The following is a 19,695-nucleotide window of genomic DNA, read 5'->3' as shown; positions in this document are numbered from 1 at the left end:
CGACTCAGATGTCGAGGAAGCGGACGTCCTTGGCATTGCGCTGGATGAAGGACCGACGAGCCTCGACGTCCTCGCCCATCAGCACCGAGAACAGATCGTCGGCCTGGGCCGCGTCGTCCAGGGTGACCTGGCCGAGCACGCGGTGGTCGACGTCCATCGTGGTGACCCGCAGCTCCTCGGCGTTCATCTCGCCCAGGCCCTTGAAGCGCTGGATCGAGTCCTCGCGGATCCGCTTGCCGTTCTGCTTGCCCAGCTCGACCAGGGCGTCGCGCTCCCGGTCGGAGTACGCGTACTCGAAGTCGTCCCGGCCCCACTTGATCTTGTAGAGGGGCGGCCGCGACAGATAGACGTGTCCGGCCTCGACCAGCGGGCGCATGAACCGGAACAGGAACGTCAGCAGCAGCGTGTTGATGTGCTGGCCGTCGACATCGGCGTCCGCCATCAGGATGATCTTGTGATAGCGGAGCTTCTCGATGTCGAAGTCCTCGTGCACCCCGGTGCCGAAGGCGCTGATCAGCGCCTGGACCTCGGTGTTCTGGAGGATCTTGTCGATCCGGGCCTTCTCGACGTTCAGGATCTTGCCGCGGATCGGCAGGATGGCCTGGTACATCGGGTTACGGCCGGACTTCGCCGAACCGCCGGCGGAGTCGCCCTCGACGATGAAGATCTCGCACTTCGACGGGTCGTTCGACTGGCAGTCGCTCAGCTTGCCGGGCAGCGACGCGCTCTCCAGCAGCCCCTTGCGCCGGGTCAGATCGCGCGCCTTGCGGGCCGCGACCCGGGCCGTGGCGGCCTGGATCGACTTGCGGATGATGTCCGCGGCCTCATTGGGATTGCGGTCGAACCAGTCCGTCAGATGCTCGTGCACGATCTTCTGCACAAACGTCTTCGCCTCGGTGTTGCCGAGCTTGGTCTTCGTCTGGCCCTCGAACTGCGGCTCACCGAGCTTGACGGAGATGATCGCCGTCAGACCCTCGCGGATGTCCTCGCCCGCCAGGTTGTCGTCCTTCTCCCGCAGGAACTTCTTCTCGCGCGCGTAGCGGTTGACCAGCCCGGTCATCGCCGCGCGGAAGCCCTCCTCGTGCGTACCGCCCTCGTGCGTGTGGATCGTGTTGGCGAAGGAGTACACCCCCTCGCTGTACTGCGAGTTCCACTGCATCGCGATCTCGACCGAGAGCATCCGCTCCTTGTCCTCGGCCTCGATGTCGATGACCGTCGGGTGGATCAGCTCACCCTTGCGCGAGTTCAGATACTTCACGAAGTCGACGATGCCGCCCTCGTAGAAGTACGTGACCGTACGCGCCGGCTGCTCCTCGCCCGCGCTCTCCGGGGCGTCCGTGCCCGCGACATCCGCGCCCACGACGGCCTTGGCCGACTCGCGCTCGTCCGTCAGCGTCAGGGTCAGGCCCTTGTTGAGGAAGGCCATCTCCTGGAAGCGCCGGGACAGCGTCTCGAAGGAGTAGTCCGTCGTCTCGAAGACATCCGGGTCGGCCCAGAACGTGACCGTCGTACCGGAGTCGGACGTCTCCTCCTTGCGGTCCAGCGGCGCGGTCGGCACACCGAGCTTGTAGTCCTGCGTCCAGCGGTAGCCGTCGCGCTTGACGTCGACCGCGACCCGCGACGACAGGGCGTTGACGACCGAGACGCCGACGCCGTGCAGCCCGCCGGAGACGGCGTAACCGCCGCCGCCGAACTTGCCGCCCGCGTGCAGCACCGTGAGCACGACCTCGACGGCCGGCTTGCCCTCGGACGGGACGATGTCCACCGGGATACCGCGGCCGTTGTCGATCACGCGCACCCCGCCGTCGGCGAGGATCGTGACGTCGATGGTGTCCGCGTGGCCCGCCAGGGCCTCGTCGACGGAGTTGTCGACGACCTCGTACACCAGGTGATGCAGTCCGCGCTCGCCCGTCGAGCCGATGTACATGCCGGGGCGCTTGCGGACCGCGTCCAGACCTTCGAGCACGGTGATGGCACTGGCGTCGTACGAGGCGGTCACCTCGCCGTTCTCACCGACGCCGGTCGACGGAGACTTCTCATGGGGGTTGCCGGAATCGGCCACGAAGCGCCCTTTCTGGCACAGCACAGGCCGTTCTCCGAGCAAGCGGGAGCGGCTGCGTCGTTCGGCTTGTGTCAGCATCTGTTGACGGTTCCCGCAAGCACGCGGGATTCTCCATCAGTCTACCGGTAGCGCCGACCCGAATGGGGGTTTGCCGGTACCTGAGTCCGCATGTGCCGCCCTGGATGAGCGGCTCACGACTCCCCATATTCGGGAAGGGGCTCCAAGAGGCTCACACGGGCATTGAGCGCTTCGGCCTGTCAACCTCCCGCTACGGTGAGGGACACCTCACTCTTCCGGCCCTCCCGCCGGGGCCACGGCGCTGCCGGGAGACCGTACGGCGGCGGTACGGAGAGACCGCGCGAGCGGTACGGGAGGGGGCCGCCGGGGGTGCCGCCGGTGTCTTCCACGACGGGCGGACGGGGCGGCGGGGTGGCCGAAAAGAGAGGGGGAAGAGGGGACGTTCAGCGGAACCGGTGAGCGAACGGGCGGACGAGGCGAAGACGCAGGCGCACGAGCCGGACAGCGCCGACCGGGCGCCGCGCCTGGGGCCCCCCGGGCCCGTACCCCGTAACCCGCGGCCTGCGCGCCGCGTCCCGCCTCAGCCGTACGTGTCCCCGGGTCCCTGGCTCCCCGGCGCCCGCAGCCGGCCGGACCGCGACGGCGGCCCGCCAGGCCCCAGTACCTTGATCATCCGTACGGTGCCATGCCCCAGGTCCTCGTTCAGCCGGGCCACCAGCCGGGGCGCCAGCAGCCGCAGCTGGGTCGCCCAGGCCGTGGAGTCGCACTGCACGGTCAGCACCCGCTCGTCACGGCTGTCGTCGTACCGCTGCGGCACGCAGTGCTTCGCGACGTCCTCGCCGACGATCTGCGGCCACCGGCCCATCACCCCGCCGACCGCCGCGGGCGTCTCCCAGCCGCGCTCCGTGATCAGCCGGTTGATCGCCGCGCCGAGCGGCAGCGGGTCGCGGCCGTCCGCGCCGGACCCGGACCGCAGTCCGCCGCCCCGTCTGGCCTGCTTCTTCTGCTGTACGGCGGCGCCGCGCGCCCGCGCCTGCTCCTTCGCGGCGCGCAGCGCGACCCGCGCCAGATCCACCCCCGACGACTCCGGGACGGCGGCCGGACCGGGCACCCCGGCGGCCCCCGTAGCCGTGACGGCACCCGCGCCCGTGCCGGATTCCGGAATCATGCCCTGACCGCTCATACCCGCTCCACCGCGCCCTCGGCCACCATGTACCGCGCCCCGGCCAGCACCCCCGGCACATCGTCGGCCACGGCCGCCGTCACCAGCACCTGCTCGCCGGGCACCACCAGCTCGGCCAGCCGCTCCCGGCGCCGCGCGTCCAGTTCGGCGAAGACATCGTCCAGGACGAGCACCGGCTCGTTCCCCTCGGCGCGCAGCAGATCGTACGAGGCCAGCCGCAGCGCCAGCGCGTACGACCACGACTCGCCGTGGCTGGCGTACCCCTTCGCGGGGAGCCGGCCGAGCCGGAGCACCAGGTCGTCCCGGTGCGGCCCGACGAGCGTCACGCCCCGCTCGATCTCCTGCTTGCGCACCCCGGCCAGCGCGGCCATCAGATGCCCGTACAGCTCGTCCCGCGAGGCACCGGCGGCCATCCCCGCGCCACCCGCATCAACGGTGTCGTCGGAATCGCCCGAGCCACCCACGCCACCCGGCTCACCGGCCGAGGAGCGGTACTCCAGCGTCACCGGCCCGCCGCCGGGCGCCAGCTGCTCGTACGCCTTGTCCGTCAGCGGCTGGAGCACCGTGATCAGATCCGCCCGCTGCGCCAGCAGCTCGGCCCCCGCCCGCGCCAGATGCTGGTCCCAGACATCCAGCGTCGACAGGTCCATGCCACGACCGCCGTGCCGGCGCGCCATCGCCGCGGATTTGAGCAGCGTGTTGCGCTGCCGGAGCACCCGCTCGTAGTCCGAGCGCACCGCCGCCATCCGGGGCGAGCGCGCGGTGACCAGCTCGTCCAGGAACCGCCGGCGCTCGCCCGGGTCGCCCTTCACCAGCGCCAGATCCTCCGGCGCGAACAGCACCGTCCGTACGATGCCGAGCACATCGCGCGGCTTGACCTGCGAGGACCGGTTGATCCTGGCCCGGTTCGCACGGCCGGGGTTCAGCTCCAGCTCGACCAGCTGCGCCCGCTCGCCCTGCGTCACGGCCGCCCGTATAACGGCGCGCTCCGCGCCCATCCGCACCAACGGCGCGTCCGACGAGACACGGTGGCTGCCGAGGGTCGCCAGATAGCCGACCGCCTCGACCAGATTGGTCTTGCCCTGCCCGTTCGCCCCCACGAACGCGGTGACGCCCGGATCGAGGGGAACCTCGACCCGGGCGTAGGACCGGAAGTCGGCCAGCGACAGATGCGTGACATGCATAGGGTGCGCGGGCCTCTTCCGGTTCGGTGCTCAGTGCTCAGCTCAGTGCTGAGCCGCTCAGTGTTTCGCGTCGCTCGATTCGACAGCATGGCCGCCGAACTGGTTGCGCAGCGCCGCGACCATCTTCATCTGCGGCGAGTCCTCCTGGCGCGACGCGAACCGGGCGAACAGCGACGCGGTGATCGCGGGCAGCGGCACCGCGTTGTCGATGGCCGCCTCGACCGTCCACCGGCCCTCGCCGGAGTCCTCCGCGAAGCCGCGCAGCTGGTCGAGGTGCTCGTCCCGGTCCAGCGCGTTGACCGCGAGGTCCAGCAGCCAGGACCGGATGACCGTGCCCTCCTGCCAGGAGCGGAAGACCTCACGGACGTCCGTGACCGAGTCGACCTTCTCCAGCAGCTCCCAGCCCTCGGCGTACGCCTGCATCATGGCGTACTCGATGCCGTTGTGGACCATCTTGGCGAAGTGCCCCGCGCCGACCTTGCCGGCGTGGACGGTGCCGAAGTCGCCCTCGGGCTTGAGCGCGTCGAAGACCGGCTGGACCTTCGCGACGTTCTCCGGGTCGCCGCCGTACATCAGCGCGTAGCCGTTGTCGAGGCCCCAGACGCCACCGGAGACACCGCAGTCGACGAAGCCGATGCCCTTGATGCCCAGCTCCACGGCGTGCTTCTCGTCGTCCGTCCAGCGCGAGTTCCCGCCGTCGACCACGACATCGCCGGGGGAGAGCAGCTCGGCCAGCTCGTCGACGGTCGCCTGGGTCGCCGCGCCCGCCGGGACCATCACCCAGACCACCCGGGGGCCCTTGAGCTTGCTCACCAGCTCCTGAAGGCTGTGCACATCGGCGAGGTCCGGATTGCGGTCGTATCCGATGACAGTGTGGCCGGCGCGGCGGATGCGCTCACGCATGTTGCCGCCCATCTTGCCGAGACCGACGAGACCGAGCTCCATCAGGTGTTCCTTAAGCGTTGAGGCGATTCGTACCCAAGTCCGAGACTACGCCCGGACCTGGGTACTCACCTGTGGGGTCAGCCGCTCAGGCGTACCGGCATGATCAGGTACTTGTACGCCTCGTCGGCCTCCGCCTTGACATCCGCCCGGCCGCTCAGCAGAGCGGGCTTCGTGGAGGTCGTGAAGGAGAGCTGGGCCACCGGTGAGTCGATCGCGCTCAGCCCGTCCAGCAGGAAGGTCGGGTTGAAGGCGATCGAGATGTCGTCGCCCTCCAGGTGCGCGTCGACCCGCTCCACAGCCTGTGCGTCGTCGCTGGAGCCCGCCTCCAGGATCAGCACGCCCTGCTCGAAGCTGAGCCGTACGGGGGTGTTCCGCTCGGCGACCAGGGCCACACGCTTGACGGCCTCGACGAACGGAGCGGTCTCGATCACCGCGACCGAGTTGAACTCGGTGGGGAAGAGCGTGCGGTACTTCGGCAGGTCGCCTTCGAGCAGTCGGGTGGTCGTCCGGCGGCCCGCGCCCTCGAAGCCGATCAGACCCTCGCCCGCGCCGGAGCCGGAGAGCGCCAGCGTGACCGTGTCACCGCTGGTGAGCGCCTTGGCGGTGTCCAGCAGCGTCTTGGCGGGCACCAGCGCGACGGCGGAGATGTCCGCGGCCTCGGGCTTCCACAGGAACTCGCGGACCGCGAAGCGGTAGCGGTCGGTCGAGGCCAGGGTGACCGTGTCGCCCTCGATCTCGATCCGTACGCCGGTCAGCACCGGCAGCGTGTCGTCGCGGCCGGCGGCGATGGCCACCTGGGCGGCGGCCGAGGCGAAGACCTCACCGGGCACGGTGCCGGTCGCGGTCGGCATCTGCGGCAGCGCCGGGTACTCGTCCACAGGCAGTGTGTGGAGCGTGAAGCGGGAGGAGCCGCAGACCACGGTCGCCCGTACACCGTCTGTGGAGATCTCGACCGGCCTGTTGGGCAGGGCGCGGCAGATGTCGGCGAGGAGCCGGCCGGAGACGAGGACGGTGCCGTCCTCCTCCACCTCGGCGTCCACCGAGACCCGCGCCGAGACCTCGTAGTCGAAGCTGGAGAAGCTGAGCGCGCCGTCCTCGGCCTTCAGCAGAAGACCCGCGAGTACGGGCGCCGGCGGACGGGCCGGGAGGCTGCGGGCCACCCAGGCCACCGCCTCAGCGAGTACATCGCGCTCCACCCGGATCTTCACCGGAACCGCCTCCTGCTGTTGCTGGCTCGCCCTGCTGGCCTTACGTCGTCGGCTGTGATGCCGGGGACCAGTCTGACGTACGGCACCGACAGTCGGTGCTGCTGCGGGTCAAGTCGATGCCCGTGGCGGCCCGGGCTCGGAGGCCGAGTTGTGCACAGGCCCCGCTTCCAAACGAATCTCTCGCTAACTCAAGGGGGTAGTAGTAGTAGGGCCTGTGGAAACCGTGGATAACGTCGTCCGTGCAGGTCAGACAGCGTTTTTTGTCCACTGGTCCTGTGGGCGCCACCCGTGGATAACCGGCCTCTTCTGTGGAAAGCCGAAAGTTGTGCACACCCCATGCACAGGGGACCCCTACTTCTCCCCAGCTGCGTCCCCAGTTTTACCCGGCTTCTGCACAGCCCAACCACCTGCCTCGGTGTGACGCCTTTCACTCGACTCAGCGATCCCGGGCGTTTTGTTGCCGAACAGTGGACAGCGCTGTGGAGAAGGTGTGGGCAACCGGGTCCGGCCTGTGGGCCGCCGGTGGACAGTCACGACGGCCCCCTGTGGAGGAAATCTCTGTCCACAGCCTGTGGAGAATCTTCAGCCACAATTCCACAGGCGGCTGACCTGCCCCGACGGTGTTCCGTCCACCGGGCCTGTGGACAGGATCTGGACAACTTACGGGTCCCCAGGCTGTGGACGGAAGATTCTCCCCCGATCTGTGGAGAAGTAGTCCCCCGAGGCCCGTATTCGAACAGCGGCGACCGGCCTCGACGACCGCGCACAGCCGCCGGAAGGTGCTCGAAGGACTTCCGGAGGGCGATCGGAGAGCGATCGGAAGCCGGTCGGAGGGGCCCGTGGCACGCCGAAGGGCGCCCGGGGACCGTTCCGTACGGTCTCCCCGGGCGCCCTTCGCCGTACCGGCCGCCGTGCCTCCGTGCCGGCCGTCAGCCGTTCTTGATGCGGTTGGTCAGCTCCGTGACCTGGTTGTAGATCGAGCGCCGCTCGGCCATCAGCGCGCGGATCTTCCGGTCCGCGTGCATCACCGTCGTATGGTCACGGCCGCCGAACTGCGCGCCGATCTTCGGCAGTGAGAGATCGGTCAGCTCGCGGCAGAGATACATCGCGATCTGCCGCGCGGTCACCAGCACCCGGCTCCTGGAGGAGCCGCAGAGGTCCTCCACGGTCAGCCCGAAGTAGGCGGCGGTGGCCGCCATGATGGCGCCCGCGGTGATCTCCGGAGCCGAGTCCTCGCCGCCGGGGAGCAGGTCCTTCAGCACGATCTCGGTGAGCCCGAGGTCCACGGGCTGCCGGTTGAGCGACGCGAACGCCGTCACCCGGATCAGCGCCCCCTCCAGCTCACGGATGTTGCGTGAGATCCGGGAGGCGATGAACTCCAGCACCTCGGGCGGCGCGTTCAGCTGCTCCTGCACGGCCTTCTTGCGCAGGATCGCGATCCGGGTCTCCAGCTCGGGCGGCTGGACGTCGGTGGTCAGCCCCCACTCGAAGCGGTTGCGCAGCCGGTCCTCCAGAGTGATCAGCTGCCTGGGCGGCCGGTCGGAGGAGAGCACGATCTGCTTGTTCGCGTTGTGGAGCGTGTTGAACGTGTGGAAGAACTCCTCCTGCGTCGACTCCTTGCTCGCCAGGAACTGGATGTCGTCGACCAGGAGGATGTCGACATCGCGGTACCGCTTGCGGAAGGTGTCGCCCTTGCCGTCCCGGATCGAGTTGATGAACTCGTTGGTGAACTCCTCGGAGCTGACGTACCGCACCCGGGTGCCGGGGTACAGACTCCGCGCGTAGTGCCCGATGGCGTGCAGCAGGTGCGTCTTGCCGAGCCCGGACTCGCCGTAGATGAAGAGCGGGTTGTACGCCTTCGCCGGCGCCTCCGCCACGGCGACCGCCGCCGCGTGCGCGAACCGGTTGGACGCGCCGATGACAAAGGTGTCGAAGAGGTATTTGGGGTTGAGCCGGGCCTGCGGCTCACCGGGACCGGGGGCGGGCGCCGGCTGGGCGCCCAGCGGACCGGCGCCGCCGCCCCGCGCGCGGCCCACGCTCTGCCCGCCGCCGTGCCGGGGCGCCGGCGGTTCCTGGGAGTCGTGCGGGTCGTGCCGGCCCCCGTGCTGCTCGTACGGGGACCGCTCCTGGCCCTGCGGCTGCCGGTAGTCGTGCTGCGGCTGCTGCGAGTGCGGGGTGGCGTACGGATCGCGGTCCTGGTAGCCGCCGAGCCGCGGCTGCTGCCAGGAGAGGTCCTCCTGGGTCCGCGGCCAGGCGCCGGGGTCCTGGCGCTGCTGTTGGTACTCCGGGTACGCGGGCCGTACGGAGGGCATGCCGTCGTCCTGCGGGCGGTGCCCGCCGTATCCGTCGTATCCGTCGCCAGGCCGCTGGTCGTCGAGGGGCGGGCCCTGGTAGCGGTGCTGCTGGGGCACGGCAGGCGCGGGCGGGGCGGGCTCGCCGGCCGAGTCGTCGACGGTGATGGCGATCCGGATCGGGCGGCCGCACTCATGGCTCAGCGTCTCGCTGATGAGCGGTGCGAGCCGGCCCTCCAGCACCCGCTTGCCCCACTCGTTGGGGACGGCGAGCAGCGCGGTGTCGGCGACGAGGGCGAGGGGCTGGCAGCGCTCGATCCACTGCTTGTCCTTGGGCTCGACGCCCTGCTGGCCCTCCCTGAGGAGCTGCTCCAGCACTCGTGGCCACACTGCGGCAAGATCGGCAGGTACATCAGCCACAGGGGCACGCTCTCTCAGCTGGTCCCACGAATGTGTGGTTCTCGGGACGGGTTCGGAAGTACAGGCGGGAAAAGAATCCGGAGTTCAGCCAAGGTAGTCAGGCCGACCCGCGCGGTTCAAGTTGTTGTCCACAGCCTGTGCACAATGGAGCCCGGCACGGAGCTGGTTTGACCGGATGGCGTAGCCGCGCGTACCGTGACCAGGTCGAGTTGTCGATGGCTGCTGCCGCCTGCCTCCGATGGGCAAAGATCACGATCTGTGGTTGTGAAGCGGTGCACTAGGGCGTAATCGCGAGCTTCTCGTGGGCGCACGGTGACAGCCAGGCGATGTCCCGCCATCCACACATCATTTTCTGGAGCCCCCGAGTGAGCAAGCGCACCTTCCAGCCGAACAACCGTCGTCGCGCCAAGACCCACGGGTTCCGGCTGCGCATGCGGACCCGTGCCGGCCGCGCGATCCTGGCGACCCGCCGTAGCAAGGGCCGCGCCCGTCTGTCGGCCTGATCGCCTGATAGCCAACAGGTCATGACGTGCTGCCTACAGAGAATCGGCTGAGGCGGCGCGAGGATTTCGCGACCGCGGTACGCCGAGGACGCCGGGCCGGTCGCCCGCTTCTCGTCGTCCATCTACGTAGCGGTTCAACGGACCCGCACGCGCCTGGGGAGAGCGCTTCCCCACCGCGTGCGGGTTTCGTTGTAAGCAAAGCCGTGGGTGGATCCGTCGTGCGCAACGTGGTGAAGCGGAGGCTTCGCCATTTGGTGCGCGACCGACTCTCCGAGCTGCCCCCCGGTAGCCTGGTTGTCGTACGGGCGCTGCCCGGAGCGGGCGACGCCGACCATGCACAACTGGCCCGAGACCTGGACGCCGCTCTCCGGCGGCTGCTGGGAGGGGGCACGCGATGAAGTACCCGCTGCTGGCTCTGATCAAGCTGTACCAGTGGACGATCAGCCCGCTCCTCGGGCCTGTCTGCCGGTACTACCCGTCGTGCTCGCACTACGGATACACCGCCATCGACCGGCACGGCGCGGTGAAGGGCACGGTGCTCACCGCATGGCGCATCCTGCGGTGCAACCCGTGGTCGCCGGGCGGTGTGGACCATGTCCCGCCGCGCAAGCGCCCACGCTGGCACGAACTGCTGCGCGATGCCCTGCGCGGCGGCAAGGGCGGGCACTCCGCCGCCGGCGTGCCTTCCGGGGGATCGGCCCCCGACACCCCCAGTCCGGCCGCAGAGACCTCGTCCAAAGCTCAAGGAGCCTGATTAGTGGACACGATTGCCAGTCTGTTCAGTTTTATCACCACACCTGTTTCCTGGGTCATCGTCCAGTTCCACTCGCTGTACGGGATGATCTTCGGCCCCGACACGGGCTGGGCCTGGGGACTGTCCATCGTGTCCCTGGTGGTGCTGATCCGGATCTGCCTGATCCCGCTCTTCGTGAAGCAGATCAAGTCGACCCGGAACATGCAGGTGCTCCAGCCGAAGATGAAGGCGATCCAGGAGCGCTACAAGAACGACAAACAGCGTCAGTCCGAAGAGATGATGAAGCTGTACAAGGAGACGGGCACCAACCCGCTCTCCTCGTGTCTGCCCATCCTGGCGCAGTCACCGTTCTTCTTCGCGCTGTACCACGTGCTCTCCAGCATCGCCAGCGGCAAGACCATCGGTGTCATCAACCAGGGGCTGCTCGACAGCGCCCGGCAGGCGCATATCTTCGGCGCTCCGCTGGCCGCCAAGTTCACGGACAGCAGCGAGAAGGTGCAGTCCCTGAACGCCTCGCTGACCGATGTGCGGGTCGTCACCGCGATCATGATCGTGATGATGTCGGCGTCGCAGTTCTACACGCAGCGCCAGCTGATGACGAAGAACGTCGACCTGACGGTCAAGACGCCGTACATGCAGCAGCAGAAGATGCTGATGTACATCTTCCCGGTGATCTTCGCCGTCACGGGTGTCAACTTCCCCGTCGGTGTCCTCGTCTACTGGCTGACCACCAACGTGTGGACCATGGGCCAGCAGATGTACGTGATCAACCAGAACCCGACACCGGGCAGCAAGGCGCAGGACCAGTACCTCCAGCGGCTGCTGAAGAGCATCACCTCGCGCGGCGAGGTGCGGTCCCGTCGTAAGCGCAACATCGTGCAGGCGATCGTGTCCAAGGGCCCGGACCGTAATGACAACGAGCGCAAGTTCGTCATGGGCCTGGCCAAGGTCGGCCTCGCCGCCCAGGCAGACGGCACGGTGATCAAGAGCGAGACCGCGGCCGCCGACGCCGAGGCCGGTAGCGCCCAGAAGCGGCAGCAGCCCAAGAGGCTGACCAAGGCGCAGCGCCAGGCCGCCGCCCAGCTGGGTGCGGAGAAGCCCGAAGATTCCACGGACACCGCGGACACCAAGGACTCCGGGGCCACCGATGAGCCGGCGAAGACCTCGTTGCAGAAGAAGGACGAGCCGCAGGACACCCCGCCCAAGCCGTCGGGCCGGCCCGCTGCCGGTGCCACGCGCCAAAAAGCCAAGTCGGGGCAGCGCAAGGGTCAGCAGCGGCCCAAGCACCCGTCCAAGAAGTAAGAAGGAGTCCATCCGTGACGGAAGGCACCATCTCCGCCCCCGCCGAGGCCGAGCCCGGCGACACCCTGACCCGCCTGGAGCAGGAAGGGGAGATCGCGGCCGACTACCTCGAAGGTCTGCTCGATATTGCTGATCTCGACGGCGATATCGACATGGACGTCGAGGCCGACCGCGCCGCGGTCTCGATCATCAGCGACTCCGGCCGGGATCTGCAGAAGCTGGTGGGACGCGACGGCGAGGTGCTGGAGGCTCTCCAGGAGCTGACGCGTCTTGCCGTGCACCGGGAGACCGGCGACCGTAGCCGGCTCATGCTGGACATCGCCGGCTTCCGCGCCAAGAAGCGCACCGAGCTGGCGGAGCTGGGCGCCAAGGCCGCGGACGAGGTCAAGAGCACCGGTCAGCCGGTGAAGCTCGACCCGATGACGCCCTTCGAGCGGAAGGTCGTCCACGACGCGGTCGCGGCCGCCGGTCTGCGCAGTGAGTCGGAGGGCGAGGAGCCGCAGCGCTTCGTTGTGGTGCTCCCCGCCTGAGCGGTCCATCATTTCTCGGCCCCGTCTGTTGCGCAGACGGGGCCGATCTTTGTCAGCCTGATAGTCAGCCACCATCGGTGGTTCGGTATGGAAGGACGGTTCCGTGACGGAGGCAGCAGAGCTTCCCCCCGCGCCGGACGAGGCGCGCACTGTTTTCGGTGAGTTCTTTCCGGAGGCTGTCCGCTACGCGGAGCTGCTGGCGGACGCGGGGGTCAAGCGCGGTCTGATCGGTCCACGTGAGGTGCCGCGGCTGTGGGAGCGGCATCTGCTGAACTGCGCGGTGCTCTCGGAGGTCGTTCCCGAGGGGGTGACGGTCTGCGATGTGGGCTCGGGGGCCGGGCTCCCGGGGATTCCGCTGGCGCTGGTCCGGCCGGATCTGAAGATCACCCTGCTGGAGCCGCTGCTCCGGCGGACGAACTTCCTCCAGGAGGTCGTTGAGCTGCTGGGGCTGGACCATGTGACGGTGGTGCGCGGCCGGGCTGAGGAGGTCCTCGGAACGCTTCAGCCGGTGCATGTGGTGACGGCTCGCGCCGTGGCCCCCCTGGACCGTCTGGCGGGCTGGGGAGTGCCGCTGCTGCGTCCCTACGGGGAGATGCTGGCGCTGAAGGGCGATACAGCGGAGGAGGAGATCAAGGGGGCCCGTGCGGCACTGAGCAAGCTCGGTGTGGTGGAGACCTCCGTGCTCCAGGTCGGCGAGGACATCGTCGATCCGCTGGCCACCGTGGTGCGGGTGAAGGTCGGGGAGAGCCCGGGCGGGGTCCGGTTCGCGACGAAGCGGGCCAAGGCCGCCCAGGTCGGCCGTGCGCGGCGGCGCCGCTGAGCCGTACAGTCCGTACTGCCTATCAGTGATGCTCCATACAAGCAGCCATACCTATGCATTGCGGAGTGTCGTGACGGCCTAGCCCTGAGGCCCGTGCATCGTGTTTCACGTGAAACGTCGCTCACTGCTCCAGGGCATCATCGGCCGTGGCCGCGCGGCTGCCACACCGCGCGGCCGAAAGCCCCTCGGAAGGGGCACGAGGTTGTCCACAACGGTGGATTCATCCACAGAACCAAGGGCCTCGCTGGTTCACGACCCCGAAAGCATGGCAGGCTCTGTCCATTGCGAGTCTGAAGTCGAGGAGAGTGAATCCTTGCGGTCCGACGCCAACATCGCGGGACCGATGACCGATCCGGTCCCCGGTCCCCGTACCGAGTCGGCGGGGGATGTTTCACGTGAAACACCGCCCCCGATGGACGACACCCCCATGGGGCGCGCTGCCCACCTGGCCGTTGAGGCACTGGGCCGCGCCGGTGAGGGGATGCCCCGCCCTGAGCAGACGCGTGTCATCGTCGTCGCCAACCAGAAGGGTGGCGTGGGTAAGACCACCACCACCGTTAATCTGGCCGCTTCGCTGGCGCTCCATGGAGCGCGCGTTCTGGTGATCGACCTGGATCCGCAGGGCAATGCCTCCACGGCGCTCGGGATCGACCACCACGCCGAAGTCCCCTCGATCTATGACGTCCTGGTGGAGAGCAAGCCGCTCTCCGAGGTGGTCCAGCCTGTGCCGGACGTCGAAGGTCTCTTCTGTGCCCCCGCCACTATCGATCTCGCCGGTGCGGAGATCGAGCTGGTGTCGCTGGTGGCACGGGAGAGCCGGCTTCAGCGGGCGATCGAGGCGTACGAGCAGCCGTTGGACTACATCCTCATCGACTGCCCGCCCTCGCTCGGCCTGCTGACCGTCAACGCGATGGTCGCCGGAGCGGAAGTGCTGATCCCCATCCAGTGCGAGTACTACGCGCTGGAGGGGCTCGGCCAGCTGCTCCGGAACGTCGAACTGGTCCGTGGCCACCTCAACCCGTCGCTGCATGTGTCGACCATTCTGCTGACCATGTACGACGGCAGGACTCGGCTCGCCTCGCAGGTGGCGGACGAGGTGCGGAGCCACTTCGGCAAGGAAGTACTGAGGACGAGCATCCCTCGGTCCGTACGTATCTCCGAGGCACCGAGCTATGGCCAGACGGTGCTGACGTATGACCCGGGATCCAGCGGATCCCTCTCGTATCTCGAGGCCGCCCGTGAGATCGCGCTACGGGGGATCGGGGTGCACTACGACGCCCAGCAGGGGCATGTGGGCAGCCAGAACAGTCAGCAGAGTATGTCGGAGGGGATCCAGTGAGCGAGCGACGTAGAGGCTTGGGGCGCGGGCTCCAAGCGCTGATTCCCGCCGCTCCGCAGGAGAAGCAGGTGCCCTCCACCGGGGTGGCCTCGCCTTCTCCCGGAGCGGCGCCGGTACTGGTCGCCGATCGGACGGTGGCCACCCTGAAGGGGACCTCGCTGCCGCAGGTGGCCATTTCGCCGGAGTCGGTGCCGGAAGAGCCAGAGCAGGAGGCGGAGTCCGGACCGGTAGGGACCGATGTGGCGTACTTCGCCGAGGTGCCGATCGATTCGATCACGCCGAATCCGCGGCAGCCCCGCGAGGTGTTTGACGAGGACGCCCTCGCCGAACTGGTCACCTCGATCAAGGAAGTGGGGCTCCTCCAGCCGGTGGTTGTCCGGCAGGTGGCGCCGGAGCGCTATGAGCTGATCATGGGCGAGCGGCGCTGGAGGGCATGCAAGGAAGCCGGGCTGGAGCATATTTCAGCGATCGTCCGCGCCACGGACGACGAGAAGCTCTTGCTTGACGCGCTCCTGGAGAATCTGCATCGAGCGCAGCTGAATCCGCTGGAAGAGGCATACGCCTACGATCAGCTGCTCCAGGACTTCAAGTGCACGCACGACCAGCTGGCCGACCGGATCGGGCGTTCGCGCCCGCAGGTCTCCAACACCCTGCGGCTGCTGCGTCTCTCTCCCCCGGTGCGGCGCAGGGTGGCGGCCGGCGTGCTGTCCGCCGGTCATGCGCGGGCGCTGCTCTCGGTGGAGGGTTCCGAGGAGCAGGACCGGCTGGCGCACCGCATTGTGGCCGAGGGGCTCTCGGTGCGGGCTGTCGAGGAGATCGTGACCCTGATGGGTACGCACCCCGAGGCCGCCCCCAAGTCGAAGGGGCCCCGGGCGGGCGCCCGGGTGTCGCCCGCGCTGGGCGATCTGGCGTCGCGCCTCTCGGACCGCTTCGAGACCCGGGTGAAGGTGGATCTGGGACAGAAGAAGGGAAAGATCGTCGTTGAGTTCGCTTCGATGGACGATCTGAACCGCATCCTCAACACGCTGGCTCCCGGCGAGGGACGTGTCCTGAACCAGGGGCTCACCGAGGAGACAGCGCAGGACGTGGAGGACGAAGAGAGCTGACGCTCTCTCACCGTCCGCCGGGGCGGGCCGTGTTCCGCACTGACCGGAACGGGGCCCGCCCTTTGCTGTCCCTCGGTGTGCCCGGCGGCTTCGGATGGCTACGATCGCTCGGTAGGGCGCGGGCGAGGGAAGTGAGGAACAACCTCCATGGGGCGTCGGCTCGTACCGCTCACGCTGGACAACCTTCCGGATCTCCCCGACCGCTGCCGCTCATGTGTTTTCTGGGAGCTTGATCCGGTCAGCGGGGAAGCCGCGGTACGAGCGGGCGGAGCCGAGGCACAGAAGGAAGCGTGGGTCTCGACCGCACTTCTGGAGTGGGGATCGTGCGGTCGGGTCGTCTATGTCGATGACCGGCCGGTCGGCTTCGTTCTCTACGCGCCTCCGGCGTATGTGCCGCGCTCCACGGCGTTTCCCACCAGCCCGGTGTCGCCGGATGCCGTCCAGCTGATGACGGCCTGGATCATGCCCGGGTTCCAGGGGCAGGGGCTTGGCAGGGTGATGGTGCAGACCGTGGCCAAGGATCTGCTGCGCCGGGACTTCAAGGCCATCGAGGCGTTCGGGGACGCGCGATGGCGTGAGCCGGCCTGTGTGCTGCCCGCCGATCATCTGCTGGCGGTGGGCTTCAAGACCGTACGGCCGCATCCGCGGTATCCACGTATGCGGTTGGAGCTGCGAACCACTCTCTCCTGGAAGGAAGATGTGGAGCACGCGCTGGACCGGCTGCTCGGCGCCGTGAAGAAGGAACCGGCGCTACGTCCGCTCTGAACGGGAAAACGGGTCTGTTCCCCAGAGGGAGCAGACCCGTTTCACGTGAAACATCGAAGGGCGTCAGCCCTTGTCGGTGCCTTAACCGATGAAGTCCTCAAGGTCGCGGACGAGCGCGGCCTTGGCCTTGGCGCCGACAATGGTCTTGGCGACCTCGCCGTTCTGGTACACGTTCAGCGTCGGGATGGACATGACGCCGTACTTGGCCGCGGTGGCCGGGTTCTCGTCGATGTTGAGCTTGACGATTTCGATCTTGTCGCCGTGCTCGGCCGCGATGGCCTCCAGAGAAGGCGCGATCTGACGGCACGGTCCGCACCAGGCGGCCCAGAAGTCCACCAGGACGGGCTTGTCGCTCTTGAGAACGTCGGCATCGAAGGAATCGTCGGTTACATGCTTCAGGGCGCCGGCCACGGCGGCCTCCTTCAAATGGTGGGGTGGGGGTGGGTACTGCGGATCAGACGGTGGCGGTCTTCTCCGCCTCGGCGGCGTTCTCGCTGTCGCTCAGCGCGGCGAGGAAGTGCTCCGTGTCCAGGGCGGCGGAGCAGCCGGTGCCCGCGGCGGTGATCGCCTGACGGTAGGTGTGGTCGACAACATCGCCGGCGCCGAAGACTCCGGAGAGATTCGTCCGGGTCGACGGGGCGTCAACGGTGAGATAGCCCTCGTGGTCCAGGTCGAGCTGTCCCTTGAACAGCTCCGTCCGCGGGTCGTGGCCCACCGCGATGAACAGGCCGGTCACCGGAAGAGCGGAGGTCTCGCCGGTCTTGGTGTTCCGCAGCGTCAGGCCGGAGAGCTTCTGGTCGCCGTGGATCTCCGCGACTTCACTGTCCCAGGCGAACTTGATCTTGGGATCGGCCAGCGCGCGGTCCTGCATCGCCTTGGAGGCGCGCAGGGTGTCCCGGCGGTGGACGATGGTGACGGACTTGGCGAAGCGCGAAAGGAAGGTGGCTTCCTCCATCGCGGTGTCGCCACCGCCGATCACGGCGATGTCCTGGTCCTTGAAGAAGAAGCCGTCACAGGTGGCACACCAGGAGACGCCGCGCCCGGAGAGAGCGTCCTCGTTCGGCAGGCCGAGCTTGCGGTGCTGCGAGCCGGTCGTGACGATCACGGCCTTCGCCCGATGCACCGTGCCGGCCGTGTCGGTGACCGTCTTGATGTCACCGGTGAGGTCGACCGAGATGACATCGTCCGGGACCAGCTCGGCACCGAAGCGCTCCGCCTGGGCCCGCATGTTGTCCATCAGGTCCGGGCCCATGATGCCGTCGCGGAAGCCCGGGAAGTTCTCCACATCGGTGGTGTTCATCAGAGCGCCACCAGCGGTGACGGCGCCCTCGAAGACCAGCGGCTTCAGCGAAGCGCGCGCGGTGTACAGCGCGGCCGTGTAGCCGGCGGGCCCGGAGCCGATGATGATCACATTACGGACGTCGCTCACGGGTTACTTCCTCGTCTCTGCAGACTGCCTACTGGGGCCGGATCAACGACTTTCACCCCATCCAACGGATCCTACGGGTCTTGCATTCCCGAGGTCCTTCGGCTCCACAGAGCGAGTGTTGTCAGCGGAGAAGGTAGGCATGCGTCAGCAGGACTTTTCCCTTCGCCGCCGACGCGTTCTCCACACAGGACGCGTCGATCACATACGCCTGGACCCGGTCGTTGTCCCCGGAGTACGGCAGCACGACGAGATAGGCCGGGCTTCCCTCATAGCTGCCCTGCTCAGCGGCGAGCGCGGTATCGGAACGCCCGGTGCCACGCTGAATACAGTCCGGGATCTCGGGCAGGCCCCGCAACCCGTAGGAAGGCGAAGCGGAGCGCTCTCCGCCCGTGCCCCGGAAGGGCACGGACGCGGTGGCGTCCTTGGGCACGGCGCGCTCGGCCGCGGGGGTGTTCAGCAGGGCGTCCACCCGGCTCTGGAGATCTCCCGAGAACTCCACACCGCCGTCCTGCCCCGAGGCGCTCGCGACCGCCTTGGCCTGGCTGTCGGAGGCGTCCTGAGTGGATACCGCGCCGTTCTGGAAGAGCAGCACACCGACGCCCACGGCGGCCGTGCCGAAGACCGCGCCCAGGAGGGCGGTACGGCGCCGCCGCGCCCTGGTGCTCCGGCCAGGTCCGGTCGCGGCCCTCGGCCGCCCCGCGGGCCTGTCCGACCGCACACCTTCCGCGGCCACCAGCGGGGCGGGCTCGGCCGGGGACGGTGTTTCACGTGAAACACGCGCCGACTCGTCAGACTCGGCGCGGGCCGTCACCGCGGTGGTCACCGGTTCGTCGGAGACGGACTCGGCGGGTGTCGTCGCGTTCAGCAGCGCTTCGGCCGCCAGCGCGGCATCGATACGGCCTGCGATATCGGCCGGCATCCGCGGCGGCCCCGGCAGGGTGCCGAGCAGCCCCTTGATCTCCTCCAGGGAGTCATGGACGTCGGCGCAGAGCACGCAGCCGTCGAGATGGTCCCGTACATCGCTGGTCCGCGAGGGGGAAAGCAGCCCCTCCGTGAGATCGGAGATCTCCGAGACATCAGGGTGCTGAGCCGTGTCGGTCGTCGATGTCACGCGCGCCCACCTCCGCCCTTCACGCCGGCAGGATCGCTCGATCCTGAATCCTGTGGCTCCGCTGCCGGTGGGACGGATGTCCCCGGCGTCCGGTTCCTTGCCCTGACCGGACCGCTGATATCCCCGATGTCCGCACGCAGATGTGTGAGCATCGGGAGAAGTCTGGCTCGGCCGCGGGCACAGCGGCTTTTCACCGTTCCGACAGGCACTCCGAGCACCGCGGCGGCCTCCGCCACCGGGAAGCCCTGCATATCGACAAGGACAAGCGCGGCGCGCTGGTCGACGGGCAGCTTCGCCAGCGCGGCCAGCAGCTCCCGGTGCAGATCGCGGCGCTCCGCGGGGGCCTCCGCCGACTCATGCGGCTCAAGGAGCTGCTCCAGCCGTTCCGTGTCGTCCATGGGGGAGGTCTTGCGGGAGGCGGCCTTGCGGGCCCGGTCGAGGCACGCGTTGACGGTGATGCGATGGAGCCAGGTCGTCACGGCGGACTGACCCCGGAAGGTGTGCGCGGCGCGGAAGGCGGAGACGAGGGCGTCCTGCACCGCGTCCGCGGCCTCCTCGCGGTCGCCCAGGGTCCGCAGGGCCACCGCCCAGAGACGGTCGCGATGGCGCCGCACCAGCTCGCCGAAGGCATGCGGATGACCCGCCGCATGAGCGCTCAGAAGATCATGGTCGTTCGCATCGGCGAGCACGACATCGTCCAACGTGAGCCCCCTCCCCCAGATGCG

General features: G+C 68.5%; 19 protein-coding genes. 9 read left to right on the top strand and 10 right to left on the bottom strand.

Annotation, left to right across the window (positions count from 1 at the left end; all coding sequences use genetic code 11):
- Window positions 1–4 precede the first annotated feature (4 nt).
- From gyrB to dnaA, 6 genes are all read right to left on the bottom strand, one after another.
- Complete coding sequence (gene gyrB, locus DVK44_RS15600; RefSeq protein WP_114660229.1) at window positions 5–2,086, bottom strand: DNA topoisomerase (ATP-hydrolyzing) subunit B; 2,082 nt, start codon at window positions 2,084–2,086, stop codon at window positions 5–7.
- A 574-nt stretch (window positions 2,087–2,660) separates the two neighbouring features.
- Window positions 2,661–3,248: a DUF721 domain-containing protein gene (locus DVK44_RS15595; protein ID WP_408055399.1), complete on the bottom strand. Its 588-nt coding sequence runs from the start codon at window positions 3,246–3,248 to the stop codon at window positions 2,661–2,663.
- Window positions 3,249–3,259: 11 nt separating this feature from the next.
- A complete protein-coding gene (recF, locus tag DVK44_RS15590; protein WP_114660227.1) occupies window positions 3,260–4,447 on the bottom strand; it encodes a DNA replication/repair protein RecF in 1,188 nt (395 codons plus the stop codon).
- Between the two features lie 57 nt (window positions 4,448–4,504).
- The gene (gnd, locus tag DVK44_RS15585) at window positions 4,505–5,392 is read right to left on the bottom strand and encodes a phosphogluconate dehydrogenase (NAD(+)-dependent, decarboxylating) (RefSeq protein WP_114660226.1); all 888 of its coding nucleotides are present in this window, start codon (window positions 5,390–5,392) and stop codon (window positions 4,505–4,507) included.
- Between the two features lie 77 nt (window positions 5,393–5,469).
- A complete protein-coding gene (gene dnaN, locus DVK44_RS15580; RefSeq protein ID WP_114660225.1) occupies window positions 5,470–6,600 on the bottom strand; it encodes a DNA polymerase III subunit beta in 1,131 nt (376 codons plus the stop codon).
- A 929-nt stretch (window positions 6,601–7,529) separates the two neighbouring features.
- Complete coding sequence (gene dnaA / locus DVK44_RS15570) at window positions 7,530–9,311, bottom strand: chromosomal replication initiator protein DnaA (protein ID WP_114660224.1); 1,782 nt, start codon at window positions 9,309–9,311, stop codon at window positions 7,530–7,532.
- A 365-nt stretch (window positions 9,312–9,676) separates the two neighbouring features.
- Here dnaA and rpmH point away from each other — a divergent pair, with 365 nt between their 5' ends.
- From rpmH to DVK44_RS15525, 9 genes are all read left to right on the top strand, one after another.
- Window positions 9,677–9,814, top strand: a complete 138-nt coding sequence (rpmH, locus tag DVK44_RS15565; RefSeq protein WP_003975051.1) for a 50S ribosomal protein L34 — start codon at window positions 9,677–9,679, stop codon at window positions 9,812–9,814.
- A gap of 26 nt (window positions 9,815–9,840) precedes the next feature.
- Window positions 9,841–10,212 carry a ribonuclease P protein component gene (gene rnpA, locus DVK44_RS15560; RefSeq protein ID WP_114660223.1) on the top strand — a complete coding sequence of 124 codons (372 nt, stop codon included), beginning with the start codon at window positions 9,841–9,843 and terminating at the stop codon, window positions 10,210–10,212.
- Window positions 10,209–10,568: a membrane protein insertion efficiency factor YidD gene (yidD, locus tag DVK44_RS15555; RefSeq protein ID WP_114660222.1), complete on the top strand. Its 360-nt coding sequence runs from the start codon at window positions 10,209–10,211 to the stop codon at window positions 10,566–10,568. Before rnpA ends, yidD begins: the two co-directional genes overlap by 4 nt.
- 3 nt (window positions 10,569–10,571) lie before the next feature.
- On the top strand, window positions 10,572–11,870 hold the full coding sequence (gene yidC / locus DVK44_RS15550) for a membrane protein insertase YidC (RefSeq protein WP_114660221.1): 1,299 nt from the start codon (window positions 10,572–10,574) through the stop codon (window positions 11,868–11,870).
- A 14-nt stretch (window positions 11,871–11,884) separates the two neighbouring features.
- Entirely contained in the window at window positions 11,885–12,400 is a 516-nt protein-coding gene (locus DVK44_RS15545) for a Jag family protein (protein ID WP_114660220.1), read from the top strand.
- A gap of 103 nt (window positions 12,401–12,503) precedes the next feature.
- Window positions 12,504–13,220, top strand: coding sequence for a 16S rRNA (guanine(527)-N(7))-methyltransferase RsmG (rsmG, locus tag DVK44_RS15540; RefSeq protein ID WP_114660219.1), 717 nt, complete (start codon window positions 12,504–12,506; stop codon window positions 13,218–13,220).
- A gap of 265 nt (window positions 13,221–13,485) precedes the next feature.
- The gene (locus tag DVK44_RS15535) at window positions 13,486–14,559 is read left to right on the top strand and encodes a ParA family protein (RefSeq protein ID WP_114660218.1); all 1,074 of its coding nucleotides are present in this window, start codon (window positions 13,486–13,488) and stop codon (window positions 14,557–14,559) included.
- Complete coding sequence (locus tag DVK44_RS15530; RefSeq protein WP_114660217.1) at window positions 14,556–15,665, top strand: ParB/RepB/Spo0J family partition protein; 1,110 nt, start codon at window positions 14,556–14,558, stop codon at window positions 15,663–15,665. The genes DVK44_RS15535 and DVK44_RS15530 overlap by 4 nt, the downstream gene beginning before the upstream one ends.
- Window positions 15,666–15,812: 147 nt before the next feature.
- A complete protein-coding gene (locus tag DVK44_RS15525; protein WP_114660216.1) occupies window positions 15,813–16,430 on the top strand; it encodes a GNAT family N-acetyltransferase in 618 nt (205 codons plus the stop codon).
- 81 nt (window positions 16,431–16,511) lie between these two features.
- Here the strand turns inward: DVK44_RS15525 and trxA are convergent, their stop codons facing one another.
- The 4 genes from trxA to sigM all read right to left on the bottom strand — a co-directional run bounded on the left by trxA (window position 16,512) and on the right by sigM (window position 19,671).
- Window positions 16,512–16,841: a thioredoxin gene (trxA, locus tag DVK44_RS15520; RefSeq protein ID WP_114660215.1), complete on the bottom strand. Its 330-nt coding sequence runs from the start codon at window positions 16,839–16,841 to the stop codon at window positions 16,512–16,514.
- Window positions 16,842–16,884: 43 nt separating this feature from the next.
- Window positions 16,885–17,859, bottom strand: a complete 975-nt coding sequence (gene trxB, locus DVK44_RS15515; protein WP_114660214.1) for a thioredoxin-disulfide reductase — start codon at window positions 17,857–17,859, stop codon at window positions 16,885–16,887.
- A gap of 121 nt (window positions 17,860–17,980) precedes the next feature.
- Window positions 17,981–18,970, bottom strand: coding sequence for a hypothetical protein (locus tag DVK44_RS15510; RefSeq protein WP_114660213.1), 990 nt, complete (start codon window positions 18,968–18,970; stop codon window positions 17,981–17,983).
- Window positions 18,967–19,671, bottom strand: coding sequence for an RNA polymerase sigma factor SigM (gene sigM / locus DVK44_RS15505; RefSeq protein ID WP_114660212.1), 705 nt, complete (start codon window positions 19,669–19,671; stop codon window positions 18,967–18,969). The genes DVK44_RS15510 and sigM overlap by 4 nt, the downstream gene beginning before the upstream one ends.
- Window positions 19,672–19,695 lie beyond the last annotated feature (24 nt).

The organism is Streptomyces paludis, from assembly GCF_003344965.1.
Lineage (GTDB): Bacteria > Actinomycetota > Actinomycetes > Streptomycetales > Streptomycetaceae > Streptomyces > Streptomyces paludis.
The sequence above is the reverse complement of the archived record's forward strand: the minus strand, read 5'-3'. Positions and strand labels throughout refer to the sequence as shown.